This is a genomic window from Microseira sp. BLCC-F43 (genome assembly GCF_041929235.1).
Lineage (GTDB): Bacteria > Cyanobacteriota > Cyanobacteriia > Cyanobacteriales > Aerosakkonemataceae > Microseira.
Genome location: NZ_JBHFNP010000147.1, coordinates 40,584 through 56,068 on the forward strand (window position 1 = coordinate 40,584; position 15,485 = coordinate 56,068).

General features: G+C 46.1%; 14 protein-coding genes. 9 read left to right on the forward strand and 5 right to left on the reverse strand.

Going from position 1 to position 15,485, the window contains the following annotated elements; translation table 11 throughout:
- Positions 1-235 precede the first annotated feature (235 nt).
- The 4 genes from ACE1CM_RS20690 to ACE1CM_RS20705 all read left to right on the forward strand — a co-directional run bounded on the left by ACE1CM_RS20690 (position 236) and on the right by ACE1CM_RS20705 (position 5,334).
- Positions 236-1,150: an HMA2 domain-containing protein gene (locus ACE1CM_RS20690; protein WP_374879916.1), complete on the forward strand. Its 915-nt coding sequence runs from the start codon at positions 236-238 to the stop codon at positions 1,148-1,150.
- Complete coding sequence (locus ACE1CM_RS20695; RefSeq protein WP_374879918.1) at positions 1,151-3,511, forward strand: heavy metal translocating P-type ATPase; 2,361 nt, start codon at positions 1,151-1,153, stop codon at positions 3,509-3,511.
- A gap of 44 nt (positions 3,512-3,555) precedes the next feature.
- Entirely contained in the window at positions 3,556-3,858 is a 303-nt protein-coding gene (locus ACE1CM_RS20700) for a DUF5132 domain-containing protein (protein WP_374879920.1), read from the forward strand.
- Positions 3,859-3,936: 78 nt separating this feature from the next.
- The gene (locus ACE1CM_RS20705; RefSeq protein ID WP_374879921.1) at positions 3,937-5,334 is read left to right on the forward strand and encodes a TAXI family TRAP transporter solute-binding subunit; all 1,398 of its coding nucleotides are present in this window, start codon (positions 3,937-3,939) and stop codon (positions 5,332-5,334) included.
- Between the two features lie 48 nt (positions 5,335-5,382).
- On the opposite strand, the gene ACE1CM_RS20710 is transcribed toward ACE1CM_RS20705, so the two are convergent.
- Complete coding sequence (locus tag ACE1CM_RS20710; RefSeq protein WP_374879923.1) at positions 5,383-5,589, reverse strand: hypothetical protein; 207 nt, start codon at positions 5,587-5,589, stop codon at positions 5,383-5,385.
- Positions 5,590-5,877: 288 nt separating this feature from the next.
- Here ACE1CM_RS20710 and ACE1CM_RS20715 point away from each other — a divergent pair, with 288 nt between their 5' ends.
- The 3 genes from ACE1CM_RS20715 to ACE1CM_RS20725 all read left to right on the forward strand — a co-directional run bounded on the left by ACE1CM_RS20715 (position 5,878) and on the right by ACE1CM_RS20725 (position 8,283).
- Complete coding sequence (locus tag ACE1CM_RS20715) at positions 5,878-6,081, forward strand: hypothetical protein (RefSeq protein ID WP_374879925.1); 204 nt, start codon at positions 5,878-5,880, stop codon at positions 6,079-6,081.
- A 119-nt stretch (positions 6,082-6,200) separates the two neighbouring features.
- Complete coding sequence (locus tag ACE1CM_RS20720; protein WP_374879926.1) at positions 6,201-7,784, forward strand: B12-binding domain-containing radical SAM protein; 1,584 nt, start codon at positions 6,201-6,203, stop codon at positions 7,782-7,784.
- A 190-nt stretch (positions 7,785-7,974) separates the two neighbouring features.
- A complete protein-coding gene (locus tag ACE1CM_RS20725) occupies positions 7,975-8,283 on the forward strand; it encodes an RNA recognition motif domain-containing protein (RefSeq protein WP_374879928.1) in 309 nt (102 codons plus the stop codon).
- A 73-nt stretch (positions 8,284-8,356) separates the two neighbouring features.
- On the opposite strand, the gene ACE1CM_RS20730 is transcribed toward ACE1CM_RS20725, so the two are convergent.
- Positions 8,357-9,772 (reverse strand): amidase, encoded by a 1,416-nt coding sequence (locus tag ACE1CM_RS20730; protein ID WP_374879930.1) that lies wholly within the window; start codon positions 9,770-9,772, stop codon positions 8,357-8,359.
- 469 nt (positions 9,773-10,241) lie between these two features.
- Positions 10,242-11,069 (reverse strand): type I methionyl aminopeptidase, encoded by an 828-nt coding sequence (map, locus tag ACE1CM_RS20735; protein WP_374879932.1) that lies wholly within the window; start codon positions 11,067-11,069, stop codon positions 10,242-10,244.
- A gap of 317 nt (positions 11,070-11,386) precedes the next feature.
- Here map and ACE1CM_RS20740 point away from each other — a divergent pair, with 317 nt between their 5' ends.
- Entirely contained in the window at positions 11,387-13,099 is a 1,713-nt protein-coding gene (locus tag ACE1CM_RS20740; RefSeq protein WP_374879934.1) for an ABC transporter ATP-binding protein/permease, read from the forward strand.
- A 218-nt stretch (positions 13,100-13,317) separates the two neighbouring features.
- Complete coding sequence (locus ACE1CM_RS20745; protein WP_374879936.1) at positions 13,318-13,635, forward strand: RNA recognition motif domain-containing protein; 318 nt, start codon at positions 13,318-13,320, stop codon at positions 13,633-13,635.
- Positions 13,636-13,873: 238 nt separating this feature from the next.
- Here the strand turns inward: ACE1CM_RS20745 and ACE1CM_RS20750 are convergent, their stop codons facing one another.
- Positions 13,874-14,350 (reverse strand): plastocyanin/azurin family copper-binding protein, encoded by a 477-nt coding sequence (locus ACE1CM_RS20750; protein ID WP_374879937.1) that lies wholly within the window; start codon positions 14,348-14,350, stop codon positions 13,874-13,876.
- A gap of 333 nt (positions 14,351-14,683) precedes the next feature.
- A complete protein-coding gene (locus ACE1CM_RS20755) occupies positions 14,684-15,418 on the reverse strand; it encodes a sulfite exporter TauE/SafE family protein (RefSeq protein WP_374879939.1) in 735 nt (244 codons plus the stop codon).
- Positions 15,419-15,485: the final 67 nt, after the last annotated feature.

Here is a 15,485-nt window from a genome sequence, read left to right on the forward strand (position 1 = left end):
GTTTAGCAACCAAAGATCTACGCAGAAACCCGGTTTCTACGATCGTCGCGCGTAAGTCCTATTCGTGTAACAAGTGAATCTATCTAGTGTTTACAAAAGCAATGGTTGAAGAAACCCGGTTTTTTTACGTAATTTATATAAATAAAATATGCAAATTTTAGATTTATTTAACAATTTCAGCGCCTCAGTCGTTATAAAATAAAAACCAATCAAGGTTAACTAAGGGTAAAAAAAAATGAACCCTCAAACAGCGCCAAATCCAACCAGCGATATTCAGGTAGTGCAAGCTAGTTCTGGATGCGTGCAACTGCACAGCAATAATCCCAGGGACTTGAGTTTAGCAATTTTAGCTCAACAATTAGGGCAGGAAGTGGGCGTTGAGGCGGTTAACCTAGATGTAAAAATGGGCAGTTTAAGTATCAATTTTGACGCCAATATTCTGCCTTTAGCGCAGATGTTAGCAATTCTCCAGCAGTTAGGAGTGAGCGACACATCGGTTAAAATAACGACGGATAAGCAAATTGGCGAGATTTTAAAAGAAAGTTTCTTGCTGCAAGCGCTGATTTCAATTGGAGTGGCGATGTTAGTGACGCGCAGTCTCAACCTCCAAGGCGCAAGGGCAGTGCTGGCTAATCTAATTGTAGGGAGTTTTGTTCATAAAGTATTTGAGGAATTAGAAACTAAATCGGAAGCCGCAATACCGCAAGAGGAAGTAGTTAACGAAACGCAACCAGAAATATCAGATAATTATCAGATAATTCATGCAGTTCCTGGCAGAGTTAGGTTTCGGGTTCCTTGGTTGGCGCAAGATTCGGAATATGCAAAGCGGGTGTACAATTTAATTTCAAAACACAGTCAAGTCAACGATATCCGCATTAATCCCAAAGCTGCCTCGATGGCGATCGCTTACACCCCCAGTAATATGTCAGATGGGCAAATGCGCCAGCATCTCGTCAATCTAATTCTCAACGAATTACCAACAGAAACATCTAGGGTTGACGAGACAGTCGAAACGGTTGTAAAAGCGCCAGTTGCAGCAAACTTACCCGAAGTATCCCCTGAATCGGAGAGCTTACCAAATAACGATAATCATTTACATAGATTTAAACCTGCCTTCGCCCTGGCTCTTTTTAAATCCATAACCAACTAAATGAGAGCAAAAATAGAGGGGGAAATAGTTATGGTGCTGGAAGAGAAATCGGACAAAGCGATCGCGGATTTAGTTAGCTATTCTAAAATTGCGTATAGCGTGGTTCATGCAGTTACGGGAAGGGTAAGATTTCGAGTACCGCTGTTGGCTAAAGATGCAGAATATGCCAATAGATTGCACAGGTTAATTCAGTTAGATACTCGCGTCACTGAAGTTAGGATTCAACGTCAAAGCGCTTCAATTGCTATCAGTTATAGAGTAAACGATCTAAACGATAGTGCGATGCGATCGCATCTAGCACGGCTGATTCAAACATCTGTAGGGACGGGTTTTACCGAGAATATTGCCATCCCCCAAACAACAGAATTAAACTCGCCCTCCGGCATAAATAGGAAGGTAGGGGCGGGTTTATCAGACATATCTGTAGGAAGCCAAAGATCGCAGAAAAACCCGCCCCTACAAACTCAAAAATCAGAAAACAGCGATTGGAATGAACTAAAATTACCGGCTTTTGCCACAATTTTAGCTTTACTGGGATTGAGATTTCCTATTCCCAAACCTTTGATTGCAGGAACTTTAGCAGCGGCAGCGTTTCCAGTAGCAAAACGCGCTTATAACAGCCTTGCAGTCGAACGGCGATTAAATATAGATTGCCTGGATATGATGGCGCTTAGCCTCTCTTCATTGCAGGGGAATTTAGTCACGCCAGCGCTAGTCATGACCTTGCATGAAATTGGGGATATTATACGCGATCGCACGGCAAGAGTTTCCCACGACCATGCGGAAGACTTACTCAATTCTCTCGCCCATTATGCCTGGGTAGAACAAAGCGACGGACAGAAAAAACAAATTCCAGCCACTGAAGTCAAACCTGGAGATATTGTCATCGTATATCCAGGAGAACAAATCCCCGTAGACGGTTCAATTTTGCGCGGAAAAGCATTAATAGACCAGCAAAAACTCACAGGCGAATCCATGCCAGTCGTCCGAGAAATGGGACAACAAGTTTATGCCTCAACCTTAGTGCGAACGGGAGAAATTTACATCAAAACCGAACGAGTCGGCGCGGCGACTCGTGCCGGAGCGAGCATTCAATTAGTACAAAAAGCTCCCGTCCACGATACCCGCATGGAAAATTATGCATCACAAATTGCAGACCAAGCGGTTGTACCTGCTTTAATTTTAGCAGGAATTATGTTAGCAATTACCCGCAATCCAGCCAGAGCGGCAGCAATTTTAACCCTCGATTTTGTTACCGGAATTAGAGTTTCTTTGCCAACAACTTACTTAGCCGCATTGAACCACGCCACCCGCCACGGCGTCTTAATTCGCAGCGGACGCGCCTTGGAAAAATTAGCCCAAGTCAATACAATTGTGTTTGATAAAACCGGCACGTTAACCCAAGGAGATGTGGCAGTTGTAGCAGTCGAAACCGTGACAGATAAACTGCCCGCTGCCAGAGTTTTAGAATTAGCCGCCGCCGCAGAACAGCGCCTGACTCACCCCGTCGCCGAAGCAGTCATGCGCTATGCAGAAAAACAAGGCACGAACATATTACCCCGGGGAAAATGGGAATATGAAGTTGGTTTGGGAGTGCGGGCAGAAATAGACGAGCAAGAAGTATTGGTGGGAAGCGATCGCTTCTTACAACAATCGGGAATAAAATTGACTTGTCTTTACGAACCCCATCTGTGTACAAGCACAAATTGTCCTCAAAACTTCAGTTGTCAGATTTCCACCCGCTCGTCTTTATTGTATGTAGCAGTTAACGGAGAATTTCAAGGAATTATTCAATACACCGATCCGTTGCGCGCTGAAAGTAAAGCAGTAATCGAAAAATTGCAAACCGAATATGGCATGGAAATTCACCTGCTAACCGGGGATACAAAACCAAGAGCGATCGCAGTTGCTAAAGAACTCGGTATTCCCCTAGAACAAGTTCACGCCGAAGCATTTCCAGAACAAAAAGCAACCGTTGTACAACAATTGCACGCAGCGGGTAAAACCGTCGCTTTTACAGGCGATGGATTAAACGACTCGGTAGCACTTGCTTATGCAGATGCGGCAATTTCTTTCGGAGATGGTTCAGAAGTAGCGAGGGAAACAGCGGATGTAGTTTTGATGAGTAATAATTTAATTAGCTTGCTAGATGCCTTTGCGATCGCTCGTCAAACCAAACGAGTCATCCAGCAAAATATCGGTCTAGCAGTTACTCCCAATTTAGCCGCCTTGGGACTCGCATCGACTGTGGGACTGCATCCATTAGCAGCAACGGTTGTGCATAACGGTTCTGCAATCGCAGCAGGGTTAAATGGGTTAGGCCCCCTTATGCACCGCGATCCGCCAATCGAAAGCAGGTGAGCAGGTCAGCAGGTGATATTATCCAATTACCAATCGATAAAATTATGTCAGTAAAAAATAGCCAAGTCAAAGTAAATCAAACGCTACAAAACGTCCGCAACTTAGCGAGCGATCGCGCAATTTTAATCGGCATTGGTGCAGTCGCTTTAGCACCCATTATCCTACCCGCCGTCGCCAAAATTGGCAAACCAATTGTCAAAGCAGCGATTAAAACTAGCTTGAATTTATACGAAAAAAGTCAGGGAGTCGTAGCGGAAGCTGGAGAAATGTTTTGGGATGTTGTCGCCGAATCTAAAGCCGAACTCACCGCAGAAGCACAGCAGCAGTTAATGAACGGGAAAAAATAGTAGCCGCCCTGGGAGGGGATTACGAAATCTTAACTTTAATCGATGACAATGAATGCAGTAGTTGGTCGTCAAAATTAGATGCACTCCCCGCAAACCGCCCTACAGAGATCTCAAGCAAAATTCCTCAGCTTCCTAGCTAGCGCCAACCTTTCCAAACTGGGTGTAGGAAGCTTAGTTGTGGTAAGTCTGGGTTTTGTAACAGTCGTGGCGTTGCAAATAGGCGATCGCACAAAAGTACATCGACTCAAACTTGCTGCTGGTGCAATACAAGGCGAAAGCTACGTCATCAGCAAAGCCATCGAGCAAGTGGTAGAAAAATACCATCCCAACATTCAAATTGAAGTCATCAAAACTGGCGGAACCGCAGAAAATATCCAGCAATTGGAATCAAACCAAGTGCAACTTGCTACCGCTCAAGCTGATGTTCCAGTCGGTGCTTCAGCACGCCTAATCTCAATTTTATATTCTGATAAATTCCAGTTAATCGTTCCCAATAACTCTCCTATAAATCAATTCTCAGATCTAAAAGGCAAGCGAATTGCCCTGCCAAAAACTGGCGGACAATTCCAATCATTTCTAAATGTAGCAGCTCATTTTGGTTTAGCAGAATCGGATTTCACCTTCGTAGGAGAAACCGAACTAGCTGCTAACGAAGCTTTTCTTCGCAATCAAGCAGATGCTGCGTTTCGAGTGCGGGCGCTAGTAAATCCATCTATCTTGCAATTAGTGCAAAATGGCAGCGCCAGATTAGTGCCAATTCCACAAGCTGCCGCGATGAAAATTAAATATCCGGCATTTGAAGTGGGTATTATTCCTCAAGGAGCTTACCGAGGCAATCCACCCATTCCAGCCATCGATTTAGCAACAGTGCAAGTCCAGAGAACTCTTCTCGCTCATGAGAAAGTAGATCCAGAGGTAATTCGCAACATCACGACTGTCATAATGGAACGTCGCCAAGAATTGGCAGATGCAATTCCTCAAGAAGATATAAAACCACTGATAGCCAACATCAATCCTCCATCCAGAGATAGCGGACTCGGCGCACCCATTCACCCCGGATCGCAAGCTTACTACGATCGGGATAAACCTTCTTTCGTGCAAGAAAACGCCGATTTTTTGGCGCTGATATTAACCATTGTCCTGTTGTTATGGTCTTGGGGGCTACAATTGAAGCGGTTGCTAGTACGAGTCCAGAAAAATGCCGCAGATGAGTACAGTAAGAAGGTTATTCACCTATTAAATGAAGTGCCAAAAAGCAACGATCTAAGACAACTAGAAACAAAAAGGGAAGATCTGCTAAAACTGCTGACATCTGCCGTAAATGACCTAGACAAAGATGTCATTTCTGAGGAATCTTTCCAATCATTTCGCGTCATCTGGCAAATTGCCCTCGATACCGTCCGAGAACGGCGCATCACCTTGTACCAGCAACAGTCACCCAGTCTCCCCCCGCCGCAGGTAAGTCGCACTCCTTAAGCGAGGACAAGGGAAGCAAGCGGGACACTTAGCTTTGGAGATAAATTTTTAGCTTGCCAAATCGACTAAAGCATCCCGCCGGAACCTGATTACGCGCAATATTGAGCTGCGATAATGATCGGTCGTGAATACCGATAGCGTGATATTAATTTGATCGGGATCTAAGATGCGTCGCACCGTGCAGATTTGCCTCTTGTTGTTGCAGTAAGCGATGATGCGATCGCCTACCTGGATCTCCAACGCTTGAATTTTCATCACTACTCAACCTCATCAATAAATTGGCTTATCTAGCTCTATTCAGAGCTACTTGCTGGTCTACATAAGTGAATAAAAGCTGTTTTATCCCTAGTATTATCAGCCGCTGACTGAGCTTAATTTTCCTCTCCACGACGACAGGAAAAATCTCTTGCTAAGGTTCTTTCACCTAGCAATTAATATTGTTATGGATTATATCACAAAAAACAAGTTTATGTATTGAGAAATTTCAGATTTTATTGTCAAAATCGGTTAAAATTAAAATAGTATTAAATGCAGGTCTGTAAGATGGAAGCTTTATTAACGAGTCTGATGCGATCGCCGCCCCAACTAACCAATGGTCGCAGCCAACGGACTCTATACCCAACAATCGGGCAATCGATGATGAGTAGGCATATTTGCCTTTGCTGTTCGTACACTTTATTCCGTCACATGCGTTTGGCAGGACTTTACTGGCGTTGTAGCCACTGTCATCAGGAAATACCAGTTTAAAAAAATCTCTCCAAAGACTGAGGTACGCTTCCAGGGACTAAGGTAGGCTGACGGAAACTTTACCTAATTCCGCATCCGGTCATGCCAGAGTCAACCTAAAGTTGCAGCAAGGATATCTTATGAAAGCATTGTTGCTCTACCCTCAGTTTCCCCAGTCGTTTTGGTCTTACGATCGCTTCATGGAAATCGCTGGACTCAAGGCAGTGATTCCACCCCTGGGAATTATTACAGTGGCGGCACTTTTACCCAAAGACTGGGAAATAAGATTTTGCGATCGCAACGTCAACCTGGAAACAGCAGCGGATTGGGAATGGTGCGACCTGGTTATCCTCTCTGCCATGATTGTGCAAAAGGCAGATTTCCACGCTTTAATTCAAAAAGCAGTGCGATTAGGCAAAAAAGTAGCAGTTGGCGGCCCCTACCCCACATCGGTGCCCCAAGATGCCCTAGACTCTGGCGCAGATTACCTCATCCTCGATGAGGGAGAGATGACGGTTCCCCAATTCTTGGCAGCGCTAAATCAAGGCGAAGACCAAGGAATATTTCGCTCGATGGAAAAACCCGATGTCACCCAAAGCCCCATGCCCCGTTTTGACCTGCTTCAGCAGGATGCCTACTGCATGATGGCGATTCAGTTTTCTCGCGGTTGTCCCTTCAACTGCGAATTTTGCGACATTATCTCCCTCTACGGACGCAAACCGCGCACCAAAGAACCGAGTCAAGCCTTAGCAGAGTTGCAAACGCTTTACGATCTAGGCTGGCGAGGGTCGCTCTTCATCGTCGATGACAATTTTATTGGCAATCAGCGCAACGTCAAACGCTTCCTGCGAGAATTGATTCCCTGGATGCAGCAGCATAACTATCCCTTCACGTTCATCACCGAAGCATCTGTAAATTTGGCAGAGGATGATGAAATGCTGCATCTGATGCGGCAAGCAGGCTTCTATGCAGTCTTTCTCGGCATTGAAACCCCCGACCAAGACAGCCTGCAAGTAACGCGCAAAGTGCAAAATACTCGCAACCCCCTAGTGGAAGCCTGTCGCAAGATCAATCAGGCAGGTCTGCTGATCTATGCCGGGTTTATCCTGGGATTTGATGGAGAACGCACAGGTGCTGGCGAACGAATTCAAGCATTTGTCGAACAAACCAGCATTCCTCAACCCATGCTGGGCATCCTCCAAGCGCCGCCCAACACTGCCCTCTGGAACCGACTCAAGGGAGAGGAGCGTTTGCTTGAAGGTTCTAGCCATCCGACAGGCGACCAGAATACCCTGATGAATTTCATCCCCACCCGCCCCATTGCCGAAATTGCCAGAGAGTATGTCGAAGGATTCTGGAGGTTGTACGAACCCCCGAACTATCTCAGGCGGTGTTTTCAGCAATGCCTCAGTATTGTTCCTCCCCTAGGGCGAAAGCAGACCATGCAATTTCCCCTGGGGAAAGGGTTGCGGCTGGTTGCCCAGGTAATCTGGCATCAGGGTATACGACGACCTGAAATTCGTTGGCAGTTTTGGCGACAATTGTGGACGATTCTGCGGAGAAAGCCCCAAGTTATGAATATGTATTTGGGTTTATGCGCCGCAGGAGAGCATTTTTGGGAGTATCGCGTTTTAGCCAGGGAACGGATTACTCAACAGCTAGGCTACGACCCAATCAAAGTCTCTGTGCTACCCGATCCAGAACCCATGCTTGTCAGGTCTTGATTTGACTCTCTTGTGCCGATCTCTTGTGCCAGCCAACCCAAACAGCTTGCTAAAGTGCTACAATAATGGAAGAGAATAAGTATCGGTTGCAATGTTTGTTTCTAGTATTGACGAGTTTTTCCCGTTTTATATTGGCAGGCTTCTCTCCGAACTATCACTCTCTGCAAAGTTGTAATTTTGGAGACAAGCTATGTCGATTTATGTAGGTAACCTATCTTATGAAGTTACAGAAGCAGACTTGAATTCTGTGTTTGCAGAATACGGGTCTGTGAAACGGGTTCAGCTTCCCACCGATCGCGAAACAGGTCGCAAGCGCGGCTTTGGCTTTGTAGAAATGGGTACAGACGCTGAAGAAAACGCAGCGATTGAAGCCCTGGATGGCGCTGAATGGATGGGTCGCGATCTGAAGGTCAATAAAGCCAAGCCTCGCGAAGAAAGGAGTTCATTTGGTGGTGGTGGTGGACGTCGCCGCGACAACTTCTCTTCTCGTCGCTACTAAGCTTTTTTAGCCTTAAATTACACTTCAAGAGGCTCAAGCATTAGACTGCTTGAGCCTTTGCTTTTCCGTAATTTCAGTAGCCACTAATGGCAAAATGAGGGCGCGGTTCACTCGCTTGTTTCGCCGCTTCAATTTGCGCTGCTAAGGCAAGGATCGTGGCTTCGGCGGCGGGGCGTCCGACCAGCTGAACGCCGATGGGTAAGCCATTCGAGTCAAACGTAGCAGGGATGGCGATCGCGGGTTGTCCGCTGGCGTTAAACGGCGGACAAGGGGCAATCCAATTGATAATTCTTGCCAAAGTTTCTTCTGGACTTAAATTTTCCCACTCGCCGATCCGAATCGCGGGATGCATGTAAACTGGCAGTAACATCGCGTCAAAATTCTGAAAAAACGCGACAATTTTGCGTCCAATTATCTGCATCTGGGCAACTGCACGCAAGTACTGGCTAACATCTCCAGTTTGTTCTAACAACCATTGATTCATTTTTCCCAGCGCTGCTTTGGGAATGCCAGATGCCGCTACCCCTGACTGCCAAACTATCTTAAACGGATCGATTAATTCGCTCAAATCCAAACTCACAGGTTCGAGGGCGTGACCCATTCCTTCTAACCGTTTCGCCGTTTGCAACACGGCCTGCCCAATTGGGGGTGCGGCTTCCCCCAGGGGTAGTAATGTGGTGGTAAAACCAATTTTTAGGGAAGCGGGCGGTTTACTGGTAGCAGCTGTGAGGAAAGATGGATCGGGATCGGGTAACCAGTAAGGATCGCCGGTAATATAGCCAGACATGACATCTAAAAGCGCCGCTGCATCGGCAACGGTACGGGCAATAACGCCATCGGTGGCGACGCCGCTAAGGCGATCGCCTAGCGGTGCGTGGGAAACTCTTCCCCGCGATGGTTTAATCCCGACTAAACCGCAACAGCTAGCTGGTCCGCGCACCGATCCGCCGCCATCCGAACCTTGAGCGATCGGGCACAACCCCGCTGCCACGGCGGCGGCTGCACCCCCACTCGATCCACCGGGAGTATAATCTGTATTCCAAGGATTTCTTGCCGGTGCAAACCCTTCTGGTTCGGTATAAGGCAGCGATCCGACTTCCGAAGTTGCGGTTTTACCCAGAATAATAAACCCGGCGGCGCGGATGCGCGTGATGATGCCATCATCATAAGCAGCTATCTGATCCATCAGCGCCCGCGATCCATAAGTACAGCGGATACCGGCAACCGAGGTCAAGTCTTTAATCGCAATTGGCACGCCAAAAAAAGGCGGTAAATTTGCAGATTCTTCTTTTGCCAGTATTTCTGTTTTCGCCACTGCATCCGCCCGTGCCAGATCTGCCGCTACGGTAAAATAACTACCCAATTGGGGATTGAGGCGATCGATGCGTTCTAAGTAAAGTTCCACCAAATCTAATGGCGATACTTCTTTGGTGCGAACGAGTCTTGCTTGTTCTAGCGCTGGGGTAAATGCTAAATCGATTTTATTCATGAGGGTTTGGTAATTTGTAATTGGTAATTGGTAATAGTTTTTCAGCAATCGCAATTACCAATTAAGTTGGCTTGCCGTGAATCACGTCAGCACTATTCTCAGCCTAAATCGAAGCTTGCCCCAGTTGGAAACTTACTCTGGACAGGTTCTTTGCTGTCATCGAAAGCGATCGCCCAATTCAAATAAAAACGATAACCGATTTGCCATTCCTGTAGACACTTAGCCAACTGTCACAAACAAAGTCCCTGGCAACAAAAACCCACTCCGCTTCTAGGAAAGGGGATTTGGCGCTTCAAAATCCTCCTCGATCGGGACTTACGCAAAGAAACCGGGTTTCTGTGAAAAATCGTCGCTTTGAAACGAGAGATCGCAGCAAGAAACCCGGTTTCTAGGGCTTCAAAGTCGGTTTCTAGGGCTTCAAAGTCCCCCTTTATAAGGGGGATTTAGGGGGATCTCCCACACCCTCTGATTAAACTTTTGACCGATCCGTCAAAATTTCGTAACCTGTTTCGGTCACCAACACGGTATGTTCAAACTGGGCAGATAGGGAATTGTCTACCGTCACCGCCGTCCAACGATCCGATAAAATGCGCGTGTGCCTCGAACCGGCGTTTAAAATCGGTTCAATTGCCAGGGTCATTCCGGCGCGCAGCTTGACGTTAGGCATTTCGCGGGTGCGGAAGTTAAATACCGAAGGTTCTTCGTGCAGGTTGCGCCCAACTCCGTGCCCTGTAAAATCTTCTACAACGGTAAAGCCGTTAGCCTTGACATGATCTTCTATTGCACCAGCAAGATCGAGTAAATAGTTTCCCGCTTTAACTTGTTCAATGCCTTTATAAAGCGCTTCTTCCGCCACGCGAATTAATCTAGCTGCTTCCGGCGTTACCTCGCCTACGGGGATGGTGATGCAGGAGTCGCCGTGAAAGCCTTGGTAATATGCGCCCGTATCTACTTTTAAGACATCTCCAGCGCGAATCACTTTTTTGGCGCTGGGAATGCCGTGTACCACTTCGTTGTTGATGCTGGAGCAAATCGAGCCGGGGAACCCGTGGTAACCTTTGAAACTAGGGGTAGCGCCCATTTGGCGGATGCGTTTTTCTGCATGGGCATCCAAGTCGGCGGTTGTCATCCCCGGTTTTACTATCTGGGAAATTTCTTTCAGCACCGTCGCCACTATCTTCGCCGCCTCGCGCATCACTTCTATTTCTCGCTGGGACTTGATTTCAACGCCTCTGCGTTTTTGTTTGCTGCGCGCGGGTTGGACGGGTTGAGTGAGTAAATTGCTCAGAATGTTCATGCTATTGCCAGATGGTGAGGGTTAGCGGTTCAACTATTTTAGGAGGCTACCGGGCGCGATCGCGTCTCTGCTGGAGAATCCCTCGCTAGCCTCGTTTATCAGTAAATTTTCTCAGGTATTTCTATCCTAAATTAACTTTATATTAATTTGCGTTACACTCTTTAACAGAAAGCGTTGTTGATTTTTTGTGCTCTACCACCAGAATTTACCCGCTTCACCAATAATCAGGTATAATATGCTACGCTCTTCACAGCCAATGCACCTTACCGGACACCTGATATATTATGACAATTTAGTTACTTTTGTAGGAATAGGACATGAGCAGATTTGACCGACAGTTGTGGAATCGATTTTGGGCGATCGCCAAGCCTTATTGGTTTTCAGAAGAAAAACGCGGAGCTATCAGCTTATTGGCACTCGTACTTTTACTTTCCTTAGCGGTTAATGGCCTGAATGTAGCTATTAGTTTTGTTTGGCGGTATATCGATACAGCGCTGGTGGCTAAAGAAGCAGCAACATTTTGGCGCTGGATCTCTGTATATACTGGCATCATGGTGGTAGGGACTCCGATTGTAGTATTTTATCAATACCTGCAACAAAAGCTGGGTCTTTACTGGCGCGAATGGATGACGAAGCAATTTTTGCAAAAATACTTTCAAAACCGAGCTTATTATGAAATAAACGAGCGGGAAGATTTAGATAATCCTGACCAGCGTATTTCTGAAGATATCAGAGCTTTTACTCGCACCAGCCTGTCATTTTTGTTGGTGGTTTTAGGGTCAATTATTACCTTAGTGTCTTTTACGGGTGTCCTATTGTCGATTTCGGCATCTTTGTCGATTACGCTGCTGTTGTATGCAATATTTGGGACAGCTATTACTATTTTGATTGGCAAAAAATTGATTAAGATAAACTTCAATCAACTTAAAAAAGAAGCAGATTTCCGTTATGGGTTGGTTCATATTAGAGACAATGCTGAGTCAATCGCTTTTTATGGAGGCGAACAGAAAGAGTCAACCCAGGTATTGCAAAGATTTATGGCAGCGATACGCAACTTTGATTTGCTAATCGGCTGGCAGCGAAATTTGGATTTTTTTACAACAGGATACAACCTGTTTGTGCGAGCATTACCTTATCTAGTAGTAGCCCCCATTTACCTGAGCGGAAAAACTGATTTTGGCACAATTACCCAAGCAGCGATAGCTTTTAGTCAGATTTTCTCGGCACTGTCAATTGTAGTGAATCAAATCGAACAATTGACAGCTTTTGCTGCTAGCATTAATCGTTTGGCAGAATTCTCAGAAAGCCTAGCAGATCCGATGGCGCTGCCAGAAGGTGTTAGATATATTGACGTGGTGCAAGATGATGCTAATCTATCTCTTTCTCATGTAACTTTACAGACTCCCAAATATCAAAAAACTTTGGCTCAAGATCTTTCGGTAACCGTTCAACCGGGACAAGGTTTATTAATTGTAGGACAAAGTGGAACGGGGAAGAGTTCTTTACTCAGAGCGATCGCTGGACTTTGGAATACTGGAACTGGCTGTATTGTCCGCCCCGATTTAAAGCAAATGCTGTTCTTACCCCAGCGTCCTTATATGATTTTAGGTTCGTTACGCGACCAGTTGTTATACCCGAATACTAACACCGAGGTAGATGAAATAACCTTGCGAGAGGTATTGTCACAAGTGAATTTGGCAAATTTACCGGATCGCGTGGGTGGATTTGATGTCGTTTTAGATTGGGCGGATATTCTTTCATTGGGAGAACAACAGCGACTGGCGTTTGCGCGACTGTTGCTGACTCAACCCCGCTACGCCATTTTGGACGAAGCAACGAGTGCTTTAGATATCAAAAACGAAGAACGCCTCTATCAGCAACTGCAAGCAAGAGGAACAACTTTTATCAGCGTCGGACACCGTTCTAGCTTGTTAAAGTATCACCATCAGGTTTTAGAATTGGAAGGCGAAGCCAAATGGCGGCTATGTTCGGTGCAAGATTATCATCCCGGCGTGACTGCGCTAGCTTAAGCCCAGTATAGGACTGGCGAGGAATCGCATCCGCCCCAGTCCTATACCCAGAATAGGGAAATCGCCCTACCTCTGCGGATAGAGGTTTGGCTAGTCCGAAGAGAGTGTATGTTAAGATATCACCTGAGAAATAAATTCGGCCATCGCGTTTGTTAGTAAAACTTACAGACTCCTCGACCGATCGACCTCTCTACACCTTCTGATTCTGGAGAGACTTTGTGTCAATTTATGTAGGCAACTTGTCTTACGAAGTCACGCAAGACGATATTGTGAATGTGTTTACTGAATATGGCACCGTGAAGCGGGTTCAGATACCCACCGATCGGGAAACTGGTAGAAAGCGTGGCTTTGCTTTTGTGGAAATGGCTTCAGAAGCTGAAGAATCTGCTGCTATTGAGGCTCTCGATGGTGCAGAATGGATGGATCGCACCCTGAAAGTCAATAAAGCAAAACCCCGCGAACAAAGGGGCCCACGCGGTGGCGATAACCGAGGCGGCGGCGGCGGCGATCGCAACAGATTTTCCCGGCGTTATTAAGTTTGCAACTCAAGCAGTAAACTTGAGTCCAATTGGGGAAGAATCTTTGATTAAGAAATACAGGAGTTACGCAAAGAAACCGGGTCTCTATGAAAAATCTTTGATTTGTCAACTGGAGATTTACGAAGAAACCGGGTTTATGGCCTTGTGAGAAATAATATTTTGGTGGGAATTTCCGGTAAAAAAATTACCGGAAATTCAACCTTTTAGTAATTTGTTTTGTCTGACAATATTGCTTCTACTGAGGCGCTATCGCTATCGTCCCCGTCATCCCCGCCTCTGTATGTCCCGGTATCGGACAGCGCAGGGTATAATTTCCCCGTTTCATGGGTACAAATACCCATTCGGCAACGCCTTCCGGCAATAATTCCAACTCGTGGATGGCGCCTTTTACTTCTACTTTGCCAGCTTGGACTTTTTGCGTCCAGACTGCATCGGCGAAGTCTTTAGCGGTGAAGTAATGTTTTTGGGGACTGGGGTTATCTAGTACGAGTTTATAGATCTTCCCCGCCAGGAATTCGAGGTGATTTGGGAAAAACTTTAACTCGTTTGCTTCATTACCCAAACTAACCTTAACTTTTATGGGTGTAACTGGGGCAGTAGGTGGTGCTGCGACTGCTGTTGCGGGTGCAAAGATATTTAAACAAAGGATGAGTAAAAATATCATCCAACCGCGTTGCAACCATTTGTAGGTAAAGGAAACGAACTGAATCATAAGACTTGTAGCAAAAATATCAGGCAATGGGAAACCTTAGCTATATCAATCAGGATATAGCCTTAAATTTCAGTCTGAGCGCCCGTGGAAACTTTTGCAAGAGTCTATGCCAAAAAATCCAATTTCTGCCTAAATCCGATCATAAAAAATAGTTACAATCCGTTTTAAGGGGTTTTGTAGCGACACGGCACCCAATAAATTTTGCTGTCAACCAGAAGATGATCTCATGCCGTGTCCCCACTATTGGTGCGCATTGGTAGCGACACGGCGCCGAATAAATTTTGGTTTATATCAGAAGATGATCTCATGCCGTGTCCCTCTTTTGGTATAAGTCTAATGATGGTGATGGTGATGGTGATGCATATGTTGCGGGGTATCCGCATTTCCAGGCAAGCTGGAGGGATGGAGTCGCGCTAACAGCTTCCTTTGCGGCGGTGGAGGTAACCAACCTAAATTATACGCCCCCAACCAGAAGGTCAAACAGCCCAAAACGACCATTATCATTGCGGCGTAGCGTTCTAATTTGGGAACTTTTAGCCGTTGAATTAACATGCCAAACCCTACCATTGCAGGCATTGTACCCAAACCGAAGGCGAACATGCCTAAAGTTGCGATCGCTTGCGATTGCGTAATCGCCAACGATAGCGCCATTGCAGTTAACCCGCAAGGAATAAACCCCAGCATGACGCCTAGCGGATAGGTGCGATACCAACTATTGCTAGCATACAGTCGCCCTACGCTGTTTTGATACCAGCGATAATGTCCAATAGAAGGAAGTTTTCTAGGTAATATTTTCAGTTGCCCTAATGCCAGGTAAATCATTATCCCACCCGCCAACAGTAATAGCGTGGCGCGCAGTCCTAATAAACCCTGTAAAATTTGACCGAAGCTACTCGCTATTAATCCCAAAAATGCGTAAGTCGTAGAACGACCTAAACCATATAGTACGTGGGAATGCCAACTATTATTCTGAGATGAAGAATACCCCATAACAAAGGGACCGCACATACCAATACAATGTCCGCTGCCAATAAAACCCAACACTAAAAATAGGTACAAACTGAGCATTTTTTGCCTCCTCACAATTAACGCAGATGGGGAAGATGGGGAAGAGGACGCGGGGACGCGGGGACGC